Here is a 19571-nt window from a genome sequence, read left to right as displayed (position 1 = left end):
AGAAAACCGCTTATAATAGATTAGAAAATATAACCCAAAAAGCGCCCAGTGGGCGCTTTTTAAATGGATGATTACGAATACTTAATTAGCCCATCAGGTTATAAAGCAATGCTGATATCGCAAGCATCCCTGTGATGAAGATAAAGTAAGTACCTACTTGCCCACGATACTGCGCCAGGGCTTTGACCTTGTAAGCGGCAACCGTTGGCATGATGAACAAGATCATCGCAATCACAGGCCCAGACAATGCACCCATCATGTCAAGGATACTGGGGTTGATCACGGCACAGCCCCAAATAGCAAAAAACATCACGATGACGCCCAGTTTGTCGGCGCTTTTGTAAGTGAGTTTACTGTGCTTCGTCACCAAGCCGTTCAAACTTTCACGCGCGCCAAGGAAGTGTCCCAAAAACGATGAAGTAATCGCAATGAAAGCAACCAAAGGCCCCAAGGTACCAATAAACGGGTTATGGGTGACATTAGCAAGATACGACAATACAGACACATTTTGTGCTTTTGCTTCTGCCATTTGTGCTGGGGTGAGTGTCAACACACACGAGAACACAAACAGCAACACAAAAGCCACCAGCATAATACCGGCACGTTTAAGAATTTGCTCTGACTTACCTTGAGCCTCGTCGCCGTAATGCCGGCGCTGAATGTTGGCAAAGCTAGAAATCGCCGCTGCATGGCTAAACGAGAAAATCACCACAGGCACCGCCAACCAAAGACTCATACCCAGCTCACCCATCGGCGGTAAACTGAGATTAGGCGTTTGCCACGATGGAACAAGATAAAAAGACAGAAACGCCAGAATGGCAACCAACGGATAAACCATCGCCGCGAACGCACGCAGCATCAGGCGTTCACCACCCAACATGATCGCAATCATACCAGCGACTAGTACACCCGACAGCAACACGCGATTTGGTGATACCCATCCCAGTTGGTTGACTAAAAAGCTATCAACCGTGTTGGTCAGCCCAACGCCGTATATCAATAAAATGGGGAAAATAGAGAGGAAATACAGCATCGAAATCATACGTCCGACATTGGCGCCGAAATGTTCTGCGACGACATCGGTGAAATCGGCATCGTTGTGACGCGACGATAATACAAAGCGCGCTAGGCCCCGGTGCGCCATATACGTCATCGGAAACGCTAGTACCGCCATAATAATCAGCGGCCAAAAGCCTCCCATTCCTAGGTTAATGGGTAGAAACAAAATTCCGGCACCGACCGCGGTTCCAAACAAGCTAAGCGCCCAATGGGTGTCATGCTGGGTCCAACGGTGCGATACACTTTTTGAGGAGATATCTATAGTCTGGTTCACGTCAAACTCTCTTAGTTATAATATTTTGTGCGGTTGCATAGTACCGAGTTCGACCTAAACTATCACATATATGTAATAGATATATGTCCTAATTGTATCACCAAAAACACGCAAATCCAGCTGGGCGATTCTTCAAATGGCAGCATAAATAACCAATAAATTGACAAATAATCAGAACAATATTCCAAATTATTTATATTAATTAGATTGATTGAATTGTTTGCAAAACAATGCAACAACCACATTTTCGTTTGCTTGTTGTTGACAAATTGTAACTGTTTACATCTCATTTTTTGATGATAAATCACGCACATGTTACATCTCGCGCGACTACATCTCGCGCGACATGGCTGTTTAGCGAAAGGGATCACAAGCACAGTGCAGAAACACATTTATCCTAAGCATGATTCAACGGATATTTACCTCAACGGGATAGGTTGTTTATGAATGAACCCATTATTATTGACTGTGATCCGGGACATGACGATGCCATTGCACTGGTAATGGCTTGTGCATTACCGCAACTCGATATCAAAGCCGTGACGACCAGTGCGGGCAACCAAACCCCTGATAAAACGCTTTACAACGCACGGCGCATTCTCACCTTACTGCAACAATCGCATATTCCCATTGCGGGTGGGGCACATAAACCGCTCACCCGTGATTTGATTATTGCCGATAATGTTCACGGCGAGTCGGGCTTGGATGGTCCTGAGCTGCCAGAGCCTATGATGGATCCTGATCCTAATAATGCTGTTAATCTGATGGCCAGTGTCTTAAAAAAAAGCGATCAGCCGGTCACCTTAGTTGCAACAGGTCCATTGACGAATGTGGCGTTACTTATCGCTGCCTACCCTGATCTGACCAACCGAATTAAGCGGATTGTATTGATGGGGGGAGGCGTGACTTTTGGCAATTGGACACCCGCCGCTGAATTTAATATTTATGTTGACCCTGAGGCGGCAGACTGTGTTTTCCGTGCAGGGATCCCCATAACCATGTTTGGGTTAGATGTGACCCATCAAGCCCTAGTCAAAGATGAAGACGTGGCGTCTATCCGAGCCATTAATAATCCTGTCGCGCAAACTGTCGCGGGGTGGCTTGATTTCTTTATGCGCTACCATCGCGATCCTAAATGGCGACTTGATGGCTCACCGTTACATGATCCATGCACGATTGCGTGGTTAGTCAAGCCTGAGCTTTTTGACTGTGAATCCGTTTGGGTGGGTATAGAAACTCAGGGAGCACTGACAACAGGTATGACAGTGGTCGATCGTTATCAAGTTACAGGTAATCCAGCCAATGCCGAGGTTGCAATGGCAATCAACCGAGAAGGGTTTATCGATTTACTGTGTAAGTGTATACGCCACTACAATTGACTGCTCTCCTACCTAAACGAAGAGGTTTTCGGCAAGTCTGATAAATAACGCGCGGATCATATCCGCGCGTTTAACTCGGTATCTTACTATTCATCACTTGTCGTGCAGCGAATGCTATTTATTGCCAACAAACGCCTAGTAACGGGCGGTCACGCTGACACCACTAAATGCTGCGTAGCCGTTCAACATCACATGATAGCGACCTTTCTGGGTGTTCTGCACGGTACACACTTCGCTATTACCGTAATTGTACGGTCGACAATCCCAGTTATTAAAGGTTGGCTTTGAGCCATAGCGCAGGTACAAATCAGCATCGCCTGAGCCGCCGCTAATATTCACCGTGAGGCGTTGCCCAGCGTCTACATCAACATAGAAGAAGCGCTGGGCGCCTTGCCCACCCGAAATATCTGTTAGCGCCTGACCATTTTTAAGCTCACCCTTAGGATCAGGCTCTGTACCGCAATTTGGCTCACAACTACTATCGGCTTGACTATACAACAGTTTGTTGACGGAGCCACGAGGGTCGTTAATTTTATCGACACTCGCGCGGTTGCTAATTAAATTCGCTAATTGTACAGGCGAAAGGCTGCTGTTTTCTTGTAGGTACAAGGCAGCAACCCCAGCAACATGAGGGGTCGCCATCGAGGTGCCGCTGATGGTGCGATAACTCCCATCATACCAAGCGGACTTTATGTCCGATCCTGGGGCGAACACATCCAAGCAGCTTCCCCAGTTTGAGAAGCTAGAGCGGGTATCGCGAATCGTGCTAGATCCTACAGTGACACCGCTTGGCTCTCGTGCAGGCGAACTATTACAGGCATCAGCATTGGAGTTACCCGCTGCTAGCATAAAACTCACGCCAGATTGTACCGCACTGGCAACGGCACGATCGAGCGCTGTTGATACGCCTCCACCTAGGCTCATGTTTGCCACTGACGGGCCATTCGCATTGGCTGCTACCCAATCGACACCACCAATCACACCGGACGTCGACCCCGAACCGCTACAGCTGAGCACCCTCACCCCGACAATATCGACATTTTTAGCGACTCCGTATTGACTACCGCCAATGGTGCCAGCCACATGCGTACCGTGGCCGTTACAGTCAGTCGCATCTTGATCGTTATCAACAAAGTCATATCCGGAGCGTGCACGACCACCAAACTCAACATGTGACGTTGTCACACCAGTATCAATAACATAAGCAGTGACACCTGTGCCATCAAAGTTAGTGCTGTAGTTGTTGTCTAGAGGAAGATTGCGCTGATCAATACGATCTAACCCCCAAACAGGGTTATTTTGGTTCGCGTCAGGGGTAATCACCGGGTCCAATGAAATGGTCTTATCTTGTTCAATAAAATCAACTTGCGAATCCATGCGTAATGCACGTAATTGTGCCGGTGTGAGCTTAGCTACAAACCCACTTAACGAGCGATCAAACACTTTTTCTACCTTAACCGCATGTTGGTTAACCATGCTAGACACGGCTTGTTGAGTAAAGGTTTTCAACGCTTGCGGATCATCACTCAGAGTCATTGGCTGCTTGAGTACCACGATGTACTGATCCTCAATCCCCCGGTTTTCCGCCGCAACCATCAATGGCGCTAGCGTTTGCTGCTGAGAGACGCCTTGTTTACCTTCATGTTGTTCAGATAGTGCTGTGGGTGATGCCGCCATCAGCGCCGACGCGACGCAACAGCTAAGAGCATGCTTTAACATATTGTATTCCTTACAATGGTTAAATGTATTAGCAATTATTGCCTACAAAAATCAACAATAACGCTTTAAAGCTATACAACTAAGGCTGTTTTTTCCGTAGTGAAAATCACTTTATTAAGGAGATTCATTAGTATTATTGACCTTTTTGTCAGCCAAACATTTTTTAACCAATTGTTTACAATGCGTTAATTGACTCAGCTCACTCACATCTAACACTTTTTAACTAGGCATTGTTAGTCCTTTATTTTAGACACCCACCACACTCTATATGAAAACTAAATTGGGACTCACAGCCTATTAGTGATCTCTGTGAACAGAAAAAAGCCAGCGGTTTCGCTGGCTCATTACATATTTCTTAATGCTTTTTTTTTAGGCAGATTCTTCGTGAATCAACACGCCGCCATCAAGCGCGCCCACTAACACATTAGGTACTTCAGTATCTGAAGACGTGACAGCGATACGCGTACCCGGCCCAATGGCAGAGATAGGCGCTGCAATCATTAAAGGGCCAAGTTCTCCTTGATAAGCGAGCTTCCATGAGGGCGCAGCCGCAGCGTGATCGTTGGCATAAAGTCGACACTTGTTTCTGTCCGGCTCAATTAAACAATCCAGGCCATATTCAATATCGTCATAAAAAAACGACCACTGATAATAGCCCGCATTAACGCTGCATGGGGTTTTGATAAAACTCAACGCCTCTGCGTTATCTTGGGTTAAGGTAATAAAGCGCTGCGCATCGGGCACCATCGCCAAATACCCCAGTGATTTGCCATTAGCATCGGTGACGGCGAGCTTTACCTCTTGCTCGACCATTGCTCGTTCATGATTGCTAATATCTGGCAGCATAGAATCGGGTTGTATTGAAAAAGCCATTAGGTTGCTCCCTTGGTTGCCCGCATCGATTTTAACACTTATGTAACAACCAAAGGTATAGATCAATTCCCCTAAAAAGTTTAGTGATTTAACCGAATAATGTATAGATCGGAAGACAATCCAAAACAGATACTCCTAATTATCTGAGCAACCACCAGCGCATTAAGCGTTTATACCAGCGGTTGTATGGCGGTTTAACTAAAAAGCTGGTGTCCCATCTATCACGGGTGAGCACGGTTTTACTGTGACTAAAGGTATAAAAGCCTTCAATGCCGTGGTAATGCCCCATGCCGGAATCACCAATGCCCCCAAAAGGCGCATCTTCTGCCGCGACATGAAACAAGGTTTCATTAATCCCCATGCCGCCGGCGTGAAGCTGTGTGGTGACCTGCGAGCGTTTCTCCGCATCATTACTCATCAAATACAAAGCGAGCGGTCGTGGACGTGCCTGAATATAATGCAGTGCCTCGGCAAAATCTTGATAAGTGACAATGGGCAAAAGCGGACCAAAAACCTCTTCTTGCATCACCCGCATGTCGTCAGTGACATGGGTCAGTAACTGAGTTGGCCAGCATCGTTTTTCTGCGGTCGGTATGGTTTTTTGATCGAGCGCACACCAGCGCCTCGCACCTTTATCTAACGCATCTTGCAGTGTTTCTTCTAGCCGGGTTACTTGAGTTTGGTTAACGATCTGGCTGTAGTCTTGGTTGGCCTCAAAATCAGGATACATGGCACGAAACGCTTGTTGGTAGGCGTGGATAAACGCTTCTTGCCGATGTTCAGGGCAAAGCACATAGTCGGGGGCAACACATATCTGCCCAGCGTTTAAGCACTTTCCGTAAATAAGCCGCGAGACGGCGACGTCCATATCAATCTGATCATCAATGATCACGGGAGATTTACCCCCCAACTCAAGGGTCACCGGCGTCAAATTATCAGCTGCAGCCAGCATGACCTGGCGTCCAACTTGGGTCGAGCCGGTAAAAAATAGATGATCGAACTCTAATTCGGTAAAGCGACGCGACACTTCCACTTCCCCTTCAATCACGGCCACTTCCTTAGGGCTAAACACATCCGCGATGAGCTCGCGTAATACCCGATTGGTGTTCGGTGTGAACTCCGAAAGCTTGAGCATTACCCGATTGCCGGCCGCTAAGGCGCAAATCAATGGACTGACTGCCAGCATGATTGGAAAATTCCACGGTACGACAATCCCAACTACCCCTTTTGGCTGTTGGTGTACCGCCAATTTAGTTCCGAGTAAGGTAATCCCAGGACGCCGTTTTTGCGGCTTCATCCATCGTTTTAATCGGCGACGGGTATAATCAATTTGGTGTATCAGTGGCAAAATATCAGCGATTTCGGTATCACCAAAAGCACGGTGGCCGTAATCGTCGCTAAGGGCTCGTTGTAGTACAGGCGATTTTTGCTTGATAGCCTGACGTAAGCGCAGCAGCGAGTCACGGCGATGGCTGTACTCTAAAAAAGGTCGCTGAGATACCTGTTCTTTTTGCGCGTCGAATGTCTCTCGCATCTCTTTAACCGTTTCCAACCACTGTGAGCCTGACTCTGTCATCCTTGCCTCCTCTACCGATACAAGATCGCGATAAACCACTTCTTCATTGATGACATAGCCACCTTGTTTACGCAACAGCGATTGACCGATATAGCGTTACTGTTCACAGGCCCCTCTCCGCGCAAACCTGATCGTTATCATGATAAAGCTCACAACATCATCATTATTTCCATATATTTTGCGAGGGATAACAAATGCGAAACAAAAAGTAACTACATATTCACAAAGCAAGTTTATTATACGCCTCGCCTAACAAATAAGACAATAAGGTCCGCTCACTTAAACAGACTGAGTGGGAGTCATCACTGTCCCGACAACATACGAATGAGCAAATTAAAACGATGAAACGATCCCAAGACATTACCGATGCAGTTGGTCAAACCTTCTCAATCCGTGTCAATGGCGAGACTGTTCCTGCCATCGCTGGAGAAAGCGTGCTAAGCACCTTGCTTGCGAGCAATATCCGTGCGCTATCTAAAAATGATTATGGCCGATTAGCCAGTGCCTATTGCGGCATGGGCGTATGCCATTGCTGTACGCTGGAAATCAACGGCCGCCATAAACAACGCGCATGTCAAGTCGCCGTGCAACCGGATATGGATGTCCGCACTGAAGCCAACATTGTGGTTGAGAGCAAGGATCTTGAAAGCAGTACCGTCGAGCAAGGAGAAACCCATGTCTAAACCTGTTGTTATTGTTGGTGCTGGACCTGCCGGTCTGTCTGCAGCGGTCACACTGGCCAAGCACAAGGTCGCTAGTATTATTGTTGATGAAGCGCCCAAACCCGGTGGCGTCGTCTACCGTGGTCCATGGCGAGATACTGACGCGCTGCCTCATTTGGATGATAAATGGAAGGCCACGTCACAATCCCTGCGCGAACAATATCGCCAGCATCAGGATTTGATTGACCTACGTAGTTTGACGCGGGTACTGGGGCCAATGGCGGATCAACACCTCCTCACTGCTCATGAAGACACGCTATCAACGATTGACTACGAGCAGTTGATCCTCGCCACCGGTTGCCAAGAGCGCAGCATTCCCTTTCCCGGCTGGGATATGCCTGGGGTGATGCTTCTCGGGGGTATCCAGCTTCAAATAAAAAGTGGCTTAGTCCGTCCCGGTCACCGCTGCGTGATCACCGGCACAGGTCCTTTGCTTGTACTGGTTGCTTGTCAACTTCACAAAGCTGGTTGTGATATCGCGGGTATCTATGAAGCGACGCCATTCAAAGACTTGGCACGTGAAACGCTCGCCCTCCTCAACCGTCCACAGCTCGCGCTAGATGGTCTGTCCATGATGATGTATCTCAAACGCAACCATATCCCGATGCATTACGGTTGGGGCGTAGTCAAAGCCTCAGGTGATCCTCAAGTCGAGCAAGTTACGGTAGCCCCCTACAGTAAAGACTGGCACCCAGATGTTAGCCGTGCCGAAACCATAAATGCTGATGTACTTGGTGTGGGTTACGGCTTTGCGGCACGCTCTCAGCTCGCACAACTGATGGGACTAGATATGCAGTACGATCACATGAGCGGGGCGATCCCCGTGGTGGACGAGTGGCAACGAGCCAGTCTCGACAATGTTTACTGCGCCGGTGATACCGTGAAATTTGCCGGCGCAGAAGCCGCCATGTTGGAAGGAAAGATTGCAGCGTGCTCCGCACTGAAGGCACGCAATATTTCAATGCCTAATCTTGACAATGAATTTAAGGCTCTACGTCATCAGCTCGAAAAGAGCTACCGTTTCCGTAAAGGCTTTGATACGGCAGGCTACCGTCGCCCAGGCCTGCTCAGTTTGCCGGAAAAAGACACAGTGATCTGTCGCTGCGAGCAAGTGAAAAAGGCGGACATTGATAACGCCATCAATCAAGGCGTCAAGGATGTGATTACGTTGAAAATGCGTACCCGCGTTACCATGGGTGACTGCCAAGGAAAAACCTGTGCGCACTATTGCTACGACCGACTCAATGAGAGCACGACGTCGCCTCAGCCTTTGATTCGCCCTCGATTCCCACTCGACCCTATTCCTTTTGCTGCGTTGGAGGATGACGCATGAAACGGTACGACATCGTAATTTGTGGCGGCGGTGTGATCGGCGCATCGGTGGCTTATCATTTAAGCCGCGAGCGCGACTTATCCATCGCCGTTGTGGACTATAAATACCCCGGAAATGCCTCACGTGCGTCAGCCGGTGGCCTATGGGCGATGGGCGAGTCAACCGGCCTTGGCTGCGGCGTTATCCTGTTTAAAACCCTTTCTAAGCAGATGCAAGAAAGCGGCGAAGGGGGATCACCAGAGATCAAACCGCACATTATGCCCAAGCCGTTCTTCGATATGGCGATGCTGTCTAACCAGCTCTATCCGGCATTGTATGATGACCTGATGACGCATCACGGTGTGGACTTTAAGTTTGAGCGTACCGGTTTGAAGTTTGTCATGTTTGATAAATACGACAAACTCTATGCCGAACATATTGCGGCCGCCATTCCTGATCGCCAAGAGCATGTACGCTGGGTGTCTCAAGACGATCTTCACGCACAAGAGCCTAACGTGTCGCGCGCTGCAATTGGTGCGATGGAGTTTGAGGGGGATCACCAAATCAACCCCTATCGCCTCAACGAGGCCTATTTGGAAGCAGCACGGCAGAACGGTGTCGAGCTATATCTTAATACCAAAGTCACGGGCGTGGTGAGACAAGGTAACCGGGTTGTCGCGGTTGAGACAGAAAACGGTAAGCTAGGTTGTGGCACCATGATCAACGCCGGTGGCGCATGGGCGGAAAAACTCAGCTTGTGGGCAACGGGGATGCCAATGCCTGTCTTCCCAGTCAAAGGCCAAGTGATCGTTTCCGAGAAGCTACCTAAGCTTTTAAATGGCTGTTTGACCACCAGTGATTGTTACATCGCCCAAAAAGATAACGGCGAAGTCCTGATTGGCTCAACCACCGAAGAGCGCGGTTTTGATACCACCACAGACATGAAATACATCAAACAGCTGGCACAAGGCGCCATGAAGTCTATCCCTGAGCTGAAAAAGATGAACATCAAGCGCTGCTGGGCAGGCTTACGTCCAGGTTCACCAGATGAACTCCCGATCCTAGGTACAGTACCGGGTATTGATGGTTACCTGAATGCATGTGGGCATTTTCGTACCGGAATGTTGACCTCTGCCATCACAGGGAAAGTCATCAATGAAGTCGTGCGTGGTATGCCAACCACCATCGATCTTGAGCCGTTCTCCTACACGCGCTTTTTAGACGACCAAGGAAAGATGATTGGTCACTATCATTTGGACGTAGCATTGCCTTAACCTTTCATCTATCCGCAGGTAAAATCTGCATTATGCTAGCGTCTCTTATGTTAAAAGCCTGTGATTGGATGACGTATTTGATACATCAATTAGCGCGATAGGCCACAGATCATCGTTTGATTGATGCGCAAATATTGTCGCTTTAACGATCTCGGGCTTATACTGACCAAACGTAAGCTCACATCAGCGTTGTTCGCTGTTATCGAAAGGAAATGTGGTAGGCATGAATCACGAGCCATCAAAGAACGAAATACTAACGGAAAGTGGGACGAATGAGCTCGAAATCATCGAGTTCCACTTGATAAAACAACTTCCTGACGGTAGCACCAAAACTTGCTACTACGGTATCAATGTGGCCAAGGTTCGTGAAGTCATTCAAGTCCCTGAAACAACGGATTATCCCAATGCACAATCACACATGATTGGTGTGTTCTCATCGCGCGACAAGCTAACCCCATTGATTGATCTCGCTGGCTGGTTGGGGGTGCCTACACGACCAGAAAAAGATAACAAATTTGTCATCGTTACCGATTTCAACAATATGACCAATGGCTTTTTGATCGATAGTATCAGCCGCATTCATCGGATTTCATGGGAAGCCGTTGAGTCTCCTAGCCAGTTTTTAGAAGCTGGCGAGCAAGATTGTGTGGTTGCTGTGGTACGTAAAGACAAAAATCTGATCATGATCTTAGACTTCGAAAAAATCATCGCTGACATCAATCCTGAATTGAGCATGGAAAAATACGATGTCACTCAGGATAGAAGCGTCAATATATCCGAGTCTAGCGCTAAAAAACGCGAAGCTAAAACCGCGTTGGTCGTCGATGATTCCGCCTTTATTCGTAGTTTGATCGAAAACACCCTCCGCTCAGCCGGCTTTAATATTATTTCCGCCAAAGACGGTGGTGAAGCGTTCGAAAAACTGATCGAGTTTGAGCGTATATCAAAAGAAGAAGGCGTCGCCATCACTGAATTTGTCGATGCCATTGTCTCAGATGTTGAAATGCCCCGGATGGACGGTATGCACTTGGTCAAGCGCCTACGTGAAACAGACGCCTACAAAACCATGCCAATTATTATGTTCTCATCCATTATGAGTGAAGATAACCGCGCGAAAGCCTTGCAGCTCGGTGCAAACGACACCATTACAAAACCTGAGATTGGGCGTATGGTTAGCTTGGTTGACAAGTATGTGTTTGGTGCGCCGCTGGATGACTAACACATATACGCACGAAAGCATTGCCTTCTTCGATAGAAAACAGTCTACTTTGATAAAAAAGGCTGCCGAACATAGGCAGCCTTTTGATTTTGCTCTTTCGGCTATAACAAAAACAGCGGTTTAATGATGAGGCGCGCGAGACTGAACCTGGGCTGCCCCTTTATATGCCTGACTTGAAAAATAGGCTTTCGCCGCCTGATTGACTTTTGGTGCCAATAACAGCCCAGAGACCATCGTAGGAACCGCCATCAGGCCATAAGCGCCGATCAAGAATAAGAAGACGACATCCAATGATACAACCGCCCCTAACACCACCAATGAGAGATATAAGTACTTGTAGTACTGTCCTGCCGTTTCGCCAAACAGATAAACAAAACACTTATACCCGTAATACCAGAACGTAAATACAGTGGTAAAAGACAGCACCAAAACTTGTGCGGCTAATAGCCATGCACCAGGCGCACCAAATGCGGCTTTAAAAGCAGCCATCGTCAAACTGACACCTTGCATGCCGTCAGCCTGGTCCAATACCCCCGTAACTAAGATAACTAAAGCGGTACAACTGCATACAATTAACGTATCGATAATTGGCCCGAGACTTGCGACTAAGCCTTCGCGCACCGGTTCATTGGTTTTCGCCGCGCTATGAGCCATCACTTCAGTGCCAATCCCTGCTTCATTCGAGAAAGCGCCTCGACTGACACCAACAATAATCACACTGATCAAGCCACCAAACATAGCATCAGGCGAAAAGGCGCTAGCAAAAATGGATTGAAAAACCGCCGGCACACGCTCTGCGTTGAGCAGCAAAGCTACAATCGCCATCACCATATAACTTCCAGCCATCAGGGGAACCAGTGCGCCAGCAACGTCCGCAACCCGCTTCAAGCCGCCCCAAATCACCAACCCGACAAAAATAGCCAAGACAATACCCAGCCCCCACGAAAAGGCCGTACTTTCTAGCCACTCAATCCCTGGAAACAGTTGTGTTTGGACTACCGCGCCGAGCTGATTAATCTGAAAAGAGGGAACAAAGCCCATTAATCCCGCGATAGCAAATAACACCGCGAGCCATTTAAACTTGTTACCCAAGCCATTACGCACCGTGTACATGGGTCCGCCATGTACACGACCTTCGCTGTCTTTGTGGCGATACATCACGCCAAGTGTGCAGGTATAGAATTTCGTCGACACACCCAGTAACGCAGTTAACCACATCCAAAATACCGCGCCAGGACCACCCGCACTGAGCGCCAAAGCGACGCCAGCAATGTTGCCCAGCCCAAGCGTCCCCGACAAGGCAGCCGCTAAGGCCTTCCGGTGCGATAAATCACCATGCCCCGAGCCATCATCAACCCGCCCTGTAAGGAGTTTTAAACTGTGCCCCATATAGCGAAATGGCGTAAACTTGCCGTATAGGGTAAAAAAGATCCCTCCCCCGACAAGTAAGATGAGCATGGGCTTTCCCCAAATAAAGCCGACGAAGGCATTAATCCATTCTTCAAGCATCTGCGAATTCCTTCCTTTGATTGTGCAGCCATCGCTCAGCGCCTACCACAAGCCAGCGAGTCACGCCTAGCCGCAAATGGTTAGAGCACAAAATAAAAACAAACATGGCGTGACTAAAAACGCATTCAAATTACGACTATAATCTTACATGAGCGATATTTTTGCCGCTAATTCATGACTTTTGTCACATAAATATTGGCTTTGATGTCTCCGTTACAGGCTTTATTTGATTTGAGAGCGAAACAGTTGGAGCGCACCAAGCCGTGCATGGTACGTTTTTTGTTTAGTAACCATACTTTATGTCGGTGTTTAGAGGGTTGTCATTTCGATATACTCCGCGCCCTGCTTTATTCCCCTAATAACCCATGCACTGGATTTACGCTCCAGCCAGCAAGAGGAAAAAACATGTCTACTTATGTCATTTGTGCTTTGTACAAATTTGTCACCCTTGAAGACTATCAGTCTTTGCAAGCGCCATTGCTTGAGGTAATGGAAGCCAATCAGATAGGCGGTACACTCCTTCTCGCTCACGAGGGCATCAATGGTACAGTCGCTGCGACACGAGAAAATATGGATGCGCTATTTGCGTGGTTTAAAAACGACCCACGCCTGGCCGATATTGACTATAAAGAATCGTTTGAAGACAGCCAGCCGTTTAGTCGTACCAAGGTAAAACTGAAAAAAGAAATCGTCACCATGGGCGTGGAAGGCATTGACCCACGCCAAAGTGTCGGCACCTATGTCAAACCGACCGAATGGAACGCATTAATCAGCGATCCGGATGTGTTGGTGATTGATACGCGCAACGATTACGAAATTGAGATCGGTACCTTTGAACGCGCCGTTAACCCGCATACGGATAGCTTTCGCGAATTCCCGGACTATGTCGAGCAGCAACTTGACCCCAGTACCCACAAAAAGGTGGCGATGTTCTGTACTGGCGGGATCCGCTGTGAAAAGTCGACGGCATTTTTGAAAGAAAAAGGCTTCGATGAGGTATATCACCTCGAGGGCGGGATCCTAAAGTATCTTGAAGAGGTGCCTGAAAGTGAGAGCTTATGGAACGGTGAATGTTATGTTTTTGATAGCAGAGTTGCCGTTAATCATGAATTAGAAAAAGGCTCTTACGCAATGTGTAACGCTTGTCGTCTGCCAATAACCCAAGCAGACATGGAAAGCGAGCACTATGAACAAGGCGTCTCCTGTCCAAAATGTATCGATAAACACACCGACGCGCAAAAAGCTGCGTTTCGTGAACGAGAATATCAAGTTCGCCTCGCACGTGAACGGGGTGAACAACACGTCGGCGGTGAAGCGAGAAAAGTCATTGAGCAACGTCGCGAATTAAAGAAACAGCGCCAACGGCAACAAAGTAAAAAAAATAAAGCTTAATCAGACTAGAACACGCCCAAACTGCTTCTGCGAAACGGTGCGCGATCCCTTGCGCACCGTTACTTGTCTACTGTATGCGCGATATTACCCGCTTTATTTCACTCGATATCGATTCAATGCTGTAATTTGTTGTAAAGTGTTTTCGGGCTTATCCCCAATGCAGCCGCTGTGCGTTGACGATTACCATTGTACCGAGCCAAAGATTGTTTGATTGCCATCTGCTCTAGTTCTGAGAGTGTCATTCCTTCAGGGATAAAGCAGGAAGCGGTCATTTTATCATCCTTGCGAACAACCGTTTTAGGTAAGTCCGACACCTCAATGTGTCCATTACTTAATAGAAAACCATGCTCAACTGCATGTTTCAGCTCTCGCACATTACCCGGCCAACGATGCTGAGTCAGTACGCTTAAAGCTTCTGCACTTAGGCTAGTTTGCGCGTTATAGTGATGATTAAGTTCAGCGAGAAAATGCGTGATAAGTGCATGAATATCATCACCTCGTTCGCATAAAGGCGGGACGGTGACAATAAATTGCGCAAGGCGATAATAGATATCTTCACGAAGTTTTTCCTGAATGATTGCCTGATCTGTATCTCGGTTCGTTGCCGCTACTAAACGCACATTGGCCGTTTGATTCTTTGTCGCACCAACAGGGCGATATTCACCAGATTCCAGCACCCTCAGCAACTTTACCTGAAGTGTTTGAGGCATCTCGGTTATTTCATCAAGGAATACTGTTCCCCCCTCGGCTTGATAAAAAATACCTTGGTGATCTTGATGCGCCCCAGTAAACGCCCCTTTTACATGACCAAACAATTCACTCTCTATCAATTCCGGGCTCAGCGCACCGCAATTGATGGCCATAAAAGGGGCGGCAGCTTGTTGACTCAAACTATGCAGTGTTTTCGCAACATGCTCTTTCCCCACGCCGCTCGCACCAACAATCAATACATTTGCATCCGTTGGTCCAAGCCGTTGAAGTTGGTGATATAGCGATCGCATTGGCTCAGACGAGCCCAACAGATAACCATATTGATTTGCTTGGCTTTTGAGCACTGGGATTGCGGTCTGATGTGAAACAAAGCGCGTGTCTAAGCGATCAATAAGCAACGTCTGAACCGATTTACCATCTAGCGGTCGCCGAAAAACAGTTGCCGCACAGTCCTGTACTCGCGCATTCCAAGCGGGATTTGGTGCACCATTGCTTATTAACGCCCAATGGGTATGTCGATATTCTCCCATCACACGAATAATCGTTTCGGTACACATAGTGTCTAAATCAATATCAAGCACTACCCAGTCCGGCGGCTGTAATTCAACAGCGCGAAGAAGATCCGTAGGCGTATCAAATGTAGAAAGATCAACATGCTCTAGCCTTTGTACGGGTTGAAGCAGCTCAATATCCGAGGTTTGGTTGACACAGGCAAACAGGCGAGATTTACACATTACTCTTCCTTTCATATTGCGAATGTACGCATGACCTTGCCACATCGCTTACAACTAATTAAGTAATAATTACACCCACACAAGTAATTATTACTTAATTAATGGTTAAACAAGCAAAAGAAAAATCATAACTAACTGATTATTAATTAAATTTAAAACTGGCACAGTATTCGCAGGCTTCAAGGTAGCAACGCCACCATGTTACTCACATTCATAGGAAAAAGGAGGAGTTAATGAAGACGACTCATCAAGGTCGATTTCATCCTTTGTTCGTATCATTGGGGTTAGCACTAACACTGGGTGCTTCGTCGGCATATGCAGACAGCAGCAAAAACCAGTGGCAAGACCAAGCTAAAGATGCGTGGATTGATGGCAAAGCCGAATCCATGCTGATGGTTAATACTGACCTAAACAACTTTGATATCAACACAGATGTAGAGCAAGGTGTGGTTATCTTAACGGGAAACGTAGACACTGAGTTGGATAAGAGCTTAGCTGGCGGTCTTGTGCGCCAAATCGACGGGGTCAGTCAGGTGGAAAATGATCTCACCGTTTCTCAACCCGCCAGCAAAGCCGCAGACTTAGGGCAAGCCGTTGTCGACACAAAAGTAAGTGCGGCATTAAAAACGAGCTTGCTACTTAATCCAGATATTAGCGGAACCAATATTAATGTCTCCGTTGAAGACGGCGTGGCAACCTTATCCGGAAACGTCAAAAGTGATGGCGCTCGTGATCTAGCCGTCTTAATGGCGGAAAACGCCCAAGATGTCGAGCGTGTCATTGATGAACTTAAAGTAGAAGAAAATGCCTAAGGGTAATGACAAACCCCTAATAAGGAGATGCTATGCAACGCCAAGAAATGATTGAAAAATTACACGGCCGCTTACATGACTGGAATCAAGAAATTGATAAGCTTGAAGCCAAAGCGAACGTCGCATCAGCAAATGCAAAAGCCGAATACCGTGAGTCGATCGAGCACTTAAGAGCGCGAAAAGAACAAGCAAAAACGCGCATTGATGAGCTTCAAAATGCCAGTGACGAGGCGTGGGATGATATTAAACAAGGCGCCGAACAAGCATTAACATCACTTAAAGAAGCTTACGACTCGGCCAAACAGAAATTCTAGCTAACACACTAGGATTGAGACAATTCGCTCCAAAATCTTTGCCGCTCTCATCGGAGCGGCTTTTTTTTGTCTTTATGTTAAGGTAAGACTTTAATATCACCAAGGAGAGGAAACATGCAGGCTCGCGCGCTTTTTATCGCTATATTGAGTGTTTTTGGCGCCATGTGCGCGATTCAATTCGGTGCCTCGTTTGCCAAGCAGCTGTTTCCTCTGGTGGGGCCTGTCGGGACAAGTGCTCTACGAGTCGGGTTTTCCGCCCTGATACTATGGCTGGTTTTTCGGCCTTGGCGCCAATGGCCTCATGGACGTCACTGGCGCGCTATTAGCGTTTATGGCAGTTGCCTGGGTGGCATGATGCTGCTGCTTTATTTAGCGATTGAAACCATTCCTCTCGGGATTGCCGTTGCACTCGAATTTACGGGTCCTCTTCTGGTTGCATTGCTTTCAATACGGCGCGCGCGGGACAGCCTTTGGATTGTGCTCGCCGTCGGCGGTGTGATCACATTGCTCCCGGATCTATCAGGCGTGAATGCCCTCGACCCACGAGGGGTTGCATACGCCCTAGCCGCCGGGGGCTGCTGGGCTGGCTATATTTTATTTGGTCAAAAAGCGGGTAATCTAGCGCCAGGCGGCGGCACTGTTGCACTGGGGATGACGGTTGCTGCGCTCTATCTTGTACCCGCGGGCTACATTGCCACCGATGGCGCTCTGCTCCAGTGGCAACTGCTGCCATTGGGCATTGCGGTGGCACTCATTTCTAGCGCTATTCCCTACTCGTTAGAGATGATCGCGCTGCGAAATATGCCTAAGCAAACCTTCAGTGTGATGATGAGTTTAGAGCCCGCTGTTGCCGCAATGGCAGGGCTATTGATTCTCGACGAGCAACTTGCACTGCGCCAATGGCTCGCCATCGGTATGGTAATCACTGCCTCGTTAGGCAGTACGTTATCGGCTAAAAGGCATTAACGAAAAGGCACTAACACCAACCAATAGAAAAGAGCGCCGATGGTCGGCGCTCTTTTTAGTCATCGAATCTTGTTCTCTGAACGACTCACTTTACCGAGTGTTAGCTCGCTTCACTCAATGGCAGTGCATGCACCTTAACGCGCTGTTGCTCGATGTACTGGCTAATCGCATCAGCCTGCTCTTCAGTCAAATAGAGACCAAGCTTCGTACGGCGCCATAGCGCGTCTTCAACATGCTGCACAAACTCGTGTTGAATGAGATAATTTAGCTCAGCTTGATAAACACCATCTGCAAACTGACGTCCCATATCTGCCTCGCTGGTGCAGCCTTTCATCAACTGATGGGTGCAAGTACCGTATGTGTCCACAAATCGCTGCGCCGTCTCGTGACTTAACCACGGGTAACGTTGCTTGATTGACATGGCCAGATCATCGCGACCACAGCTAAAGTCACCACCAGGTAACGTTCCGTTTGCGGTCCAAGGCTGACCCATTTTATCGAAAAATGGCTCAAGTTTATGCATGGCTGATTCGGCCAGTTTACGATACGTCGTGAGCTTACCGCCGAAGATAGATACGAGCGGCGCTTGACTGCCCTGCTGCTCTAACTCAATGGTATAGTCACGTGTCATTGCCTGCGGCGAATCCGATTCGTCATCACATAGAGGACGCACACCACTGTAGGTCCAAATAACATCCTCGCGTTTGATTTGATGCGTAAAGTGCTGATTGACCACATCAACCAGATAATCAACTTCAGCATCATCAATTTTAGCTTCACGCGGATCCGCTTTGTGTTCAACATCCGTGGTGCCAATCAGTGAAAACTTATCCAGGTAAGGGATCACAAATACAATACGACCATCATTATTTTGCAGAATATAGGCTTGTGGATCTTGATGGATACGTGGCACCACCATATGAGAGCCTTTGATCATTTTGATCCCACGTGGCGATTTTTCATGAAGACTATCGTCGTAGAATTGTTTGACCCAAGGCCCTGTTGCATTCACCAAGGCTTTCGACTTGCGCTCAAAACGCTCGCCGGTATGTGCATCTTCTAAGGTAACACGCCAGATATTGTTTTCACGCTCTGCCGTCACCACTTTACAATAGTTACGGACTTCACCGCCTTTCTCTTTGGTAAACTGAGCGTTAAGCAGTGTGAGACGCGCATCATCTACCCACGCATCAGAGTACTCAAAACCGATCTTCATCTCTTTTTTCATATAGCCGGTTTTACTGAGATCCACTTTGTGGCTACTTGGTAACGTCGAACGTTTACCTAAATTGTCATATAAAAAGAGGCCACAACGAATCATCCACGCGGGGCGCAGATAAGAGCGATGCGGCAAACGAAAGCGCATAGGAAAGGCAATATGCGGCGCTTTATTGATTAGCACTTCACGCTCTGCTAGCGCTTCGGAAACCAAACGAAATTCATAATGCTCTAAATAGCGAAGCCCGCCATGAATCAACTTTGAGCTTGCTGACGATGTGGCCGATGCGAAATCTTTTGCATCGTACAATCCAACATTAAGCCCGCGACCTGCTGCATCTGCAGCGATGCCCGCACCATTGATACCGCCTCCCACGACGATAATATCGAGTAATGCTTCTTGATGAGTATTATGCGTAGTCATTATTAGCCGACCTTGTCCAGATATGAGCGAACGAACATTAATTGATGGGTATAACTGTATATCAACTTTCGTTTTCGGTCACTA

General features: G+C 47.8%; 16 protein-coding genes. 9 read left to right on the top strand and 7 right to left on the bottom strand.

The annotated features are described in order from the left end of the window. Positions 1-85 precede the first annotated feature (85 nt). Positions 86-1333, bottom strand: a complete 1248-nt coding sequence (locus tag BZG76_RS08360; RefSeq protein WP_021022976.1) for an aromatic amino acid transport family protein — start codon at positions 1331-1333, stop codon at positions 86-88. A gap of 443 nt (positions 1334-1776) precedes the next feature. On the opposite strand from BZG76_RS08360, the gene rihA reads away from it, so the two are divergent. Next, positions 1777-2712 carry a pyrimidine-specific ribonucleoside hydrolase RihA gene (gene rihA / locus BZG76_RS08350; protein WP_021022974.1) on the top strand — a complete coding sequence of 312 codons (936 nt, stop codon included), beginning with the start codon at positions 1777-1779 and terminating at the stop codon, positions 2710-2712. A gap of 135 nt (positions 2713-2847) precedes the next feature. Here the strand turns inward: rihA and BZG76_RS08345 are convergent, their stop codons facing one another. The 3 genes from BZG76_RS08345 to BZG76_RS08335 all read right to left on the bottom strand — a co-directional run bounded on the left by BZG76_RS08345 (position 2848) and on the right by BZG76_RS08335 (position 6880). After that, a complete protein-coding gene (locus BZG76_RS08345) occupies positions 2848-4431 on the bottom strand; it encodes a S8 family peptidase (protein WP_077460896.1) in 1584 nt (527 codons plus the stop codon). Positions 4432-4800: 369 nt separating this feature from the next. Continuing rightward, positions 4801-5304 (bottom strand): hypothetical protein, encoded by a 504-nt coding sequence (locus BZG76_RS08340; RefSeq protein WP_077457301.1) that lies wholly within the window; start codon positions 5302-5304, stop codon positions 4801-4803. Between the two features lie 139 nt (positions 5305-5443). Continuing rightward, positions 5444-6880, bottom strand: a complete 1437-nt coding sequence (locus BZG76_RS08335) for a coniferyl aldehyde dehydrogenase (RefSeq protein WP_077460895.1) — start codon at positions 6878-6880, stop codon at positions 5444-5446. A gap of 341 nt (positions 6881-7221) precedes the next feature. On the opposite strand from BZG76_RS08335, the gene BZG76_RS08330 reads away from it, so the two are divergent. The 4 genes from BZG76_RS08330 to BZG76_RS08315 all read left to right on the top strand — a co-directional run bounded on the left by BZG76_RS08330 (position 7222) and on the right by BZG76_RS08315 (position 11407). After that, positions 7222-7563: a (2Fe-2S)-binding protein gene (locus BZG76_RS08330; protein WP_077460894.1), complete on the top strand. Its 342-nt coding sequence runs from the start codon at positions 7222-7224 to the stop codon at positions 7561-7563. After that, complete coding sequence (locus tag BZG76_RS08325) at positions 7556-8935, top strand: FAD/NAD(P)-dependent oxidoreductase (protein WP_077460893.1); 1380 nt, start codon at positions 7556-7558, stop codon at positions 8933-8935. The genes BZG76_RS08330 and BZG76_RS08325 overlap by 8 nt, the downstream gene beginning before the upstream one ends. After that, positions 8932-10188, top strand: a complete 1257-nt coding sequence (locus tag BZG76_RS08320) for an NAD(P)/FAD-dependent oxidoreductase (protein ID WP_077460892.1) — start codon at positions 8932-8934, stop codon at positions 10186-10188. Before BZG76_RS08325 ends, BZG76_RS08320 begins: the two co-directional genes overlap by 4 nt. Positions 10189-10411: 223 nt before the next feature. Next, complete coding sequence (locus BZG76_RS08315; protein ID WP_021022971.1) at positions 10412-11407, top strand: chemotaxis protein; 996 nt, start codon at positions 10412-10414, stop codon at positions 11405-11407. 120 nt (positions 11408-11527) lie between these two features. Here the strand turns inward: BZG76_RS08315 and BZG76_RS08310 are convergent, their stop codons facing one another. Then, positions 11528-12916, bottom strand: coding sequence for an alanine/glycine:cation symporter family protein (locus BZG76_RS08310; RefSeq protein ID WP_198532316.1), 1389 nt, complete (start codon positions 12914-12916; stop codon positions 11528-11530). Positions 12917-13321: 405 nt separating this feature from the next. On the opposite strand from BZG76_RS08310, the gene trhO reads away from it, so the two are divergent. Further along, positions 13322-14308 (top strand): oxygen-dependent tRNA uridine(34) hydroxylase TrhO, encoded by a 987-nt coding sequence (gene trhO, locus BZG76_RS08305; RefSeq protein WP_077457313.1) that lies wholly within the window; start codon positions 13322-13324, stop codon positions 14306-14308. Between the two features lie 113 nt (positions 14309-14421). On the opposite strand, the gene BZG76_RS08300 is transcribed toward trhO, so the two are convergent. After that, positions 14422-15753 (bottom strand): sigma-54 interaction domain-containing protein, encoded by a 1332-nt coding sequence (locus BZG76_RS08300; RefSeq protein ID WP_198532315.1) that lies wholly within the window; start codon positions 15751-15753, stop codon positions 14422-14424. A 233-nt stretch (positions 15754-15986) separates the two neighbouring features. Between BZG76_RS08300 and BZG76_RS08295 the strand changes: the two genes are divergently transcribed. From BZG76_RS08295 to BZG76_RS08285, 3 genes are all read left to right on the top strand, one after another. Further along, positions 15987-16565, top strand: a complete 579-nt coding sequence (locus BZG76_RS08295; protein ID WP_077460891.1) for a BON domain-containing protein — start codon at positions 15987-15989, stop codon at positions 16563-16565. 32 nt (positions 16566-16597) lie between these two features. Beyond that, on the top strand, positions 16598-16879 hold the full coding sequence (locus tag BZG76_RS08290) for a hypothetical protein (protein WP_077457317.1): 282 nt from the start codon (positions 16598-16600) through the stop codon (positions 16877-16879). A 114-nt stretch (positions 16880-16993) separates the two neighbouring features. Continuing rightward, positions 16994-17845, top strand: coding sequence for an EamA family transporter (locus tag BZG76_RS08285; RefSeq protein WP_077460890.1), 852 nt, complete (start codon positions 16994-16996; stop codon positions 17843-17845). A 100-nt stretch (positions 17846-17945) separates the two neighbouring features. On the opposite strand, the gene glpD is transcribed toward BZG76_RS08285, so the two are convergent. Continuing rightward, positions 17946-19487 (bottom strand): glycerol-3-phosphate dehydrogenase, encoded by a 1542-nt coding sequence (glpD, locus tag BZG76_RS08280; protein WP_077457321.1) that lies wholly within the window; start codon positions 19485-19487, stop codon positions 17946-17948. Positions 19488-19571 lie beyond the last annotated feature (84 nt).

This window comes from Salinivibrio sp. AR647 (assembly GCF_001995415.1).
Lineage (GTDB): Bacteria > Pseudomonadota > Gammaproteobacteria > Enterobacterales > Vibrionaceae > Salinivibrio > Salinivibrio costicola.
This window is presented reverse-complemented; position numbering and strand designations above follow the sequence as displayed.

Excerpts from the sequence above, each read along its gene's own strand:
- rihA (WP_021022974.1), top strand. The coding sequence starts at position 1,777 with ATGAATGAACCCATTATTATTGACTGTGATCCGGGACATGACGATGCC.
- BZG76_RS08345 (WP_077460896.1), bottom strand. The coding sequence starts at position 4,431 with ATGTTAAAGCATGCTCTTAGCTGTTGCGTCGCGTCGGCGCTGATGGCG.
- BZG76_RS08340 (WP_077457301.1), bottom strand. The coding sequence starts at position 5,304 with ATGGCTTTTTCAATACAACCCGATTCTATGCTGCCAGATATTAGCAAT.
- BZG76_RS08335 (WP_077460895.1), bottom strand. The coding sequence starts at position 6,880 with ATGACAGAGTCAGGCTCACAGTGGTTGGAAACGGTTAAAGAGATGCGA.
- BZG76_RS08330 (WP_077460894.1), top strand. The coding sequence starts at position 7,222 with ATGAAACGATCCCAAGACATTACCGATGCAGTTGGTCAAACCTTCTCA.
- BZG76_RS08325 (WP_077460893.1), top strand. The coding sequence starts at position 7,556 with ATGTCTAAACCTGTTGTTATTGTTGGTGCTGGACCTGCCGGTCTGTCT.
- BZG76_RS08320 (WP_077460892.1), top strand. The coding sequence starts at position 8,932 with ATGAAACGGTACGACATCGTAATTTGTGGCGGCGGTGTGATCGGCGCA.
- BZG76_RS08315 (WP_021022971.1), top strand. The coding sequence starts at position 10,412 with ATGAATCACGAGCCATCAAAGAACGAAATACTAACGGAAAGTGGGACG.
- BZG76_RS08310 (WP_198532316.1), bottom strand. The coding sequence starts at position 12,916 with ATGCTTGAAGAATGGATTAATGCCTTCGTCGGCTTTATTTGGGGAAAG.
- trhO (WP_077457313.1), top strand. The coding sequence starts at position 13,322 with ATGTCTACTTATGTCATTTGTGCTTTGTACAAATTTGTCACCCTTGAA.
- BZG76_RS08300 (WP_198532315.1), bottom strand. The coding sequence starts at position 15,753 with ATGTGTAAATCTCGCCTGTTTGCCTGTGTCAACCAAACCTCGGATATT.
- BZG76_RS08295 (WP_077460891.1), top strand. The coding sequence starts at position 15,987 with ATGAAGACGACTCATCAAGGTCGATTTCATCCTTTGTTCGTATCATTG.
- BZG76_RS08290 (WP_077457317.1), top strand. The coding sequence starts at position 16,598 with ATGCAACGCCAAGAAATGATTGAAAAATTACACGGCCGCTTACATGAC.
- BZG76_RS08285 (WP_077460890.1), top strand. The coding sequence starts at position 16,994 with ATGCAGGCTCGCGCGCTTTTTATCGCTATATTGAGTGTTTTTGGCGCC.
- glpD (WP_077457321.1), bottom strand. The coding sequence starts at position 19,487 with ATGACTACGCATAATACTCATCAAGAAGCATTACTCGATATTATCGTC.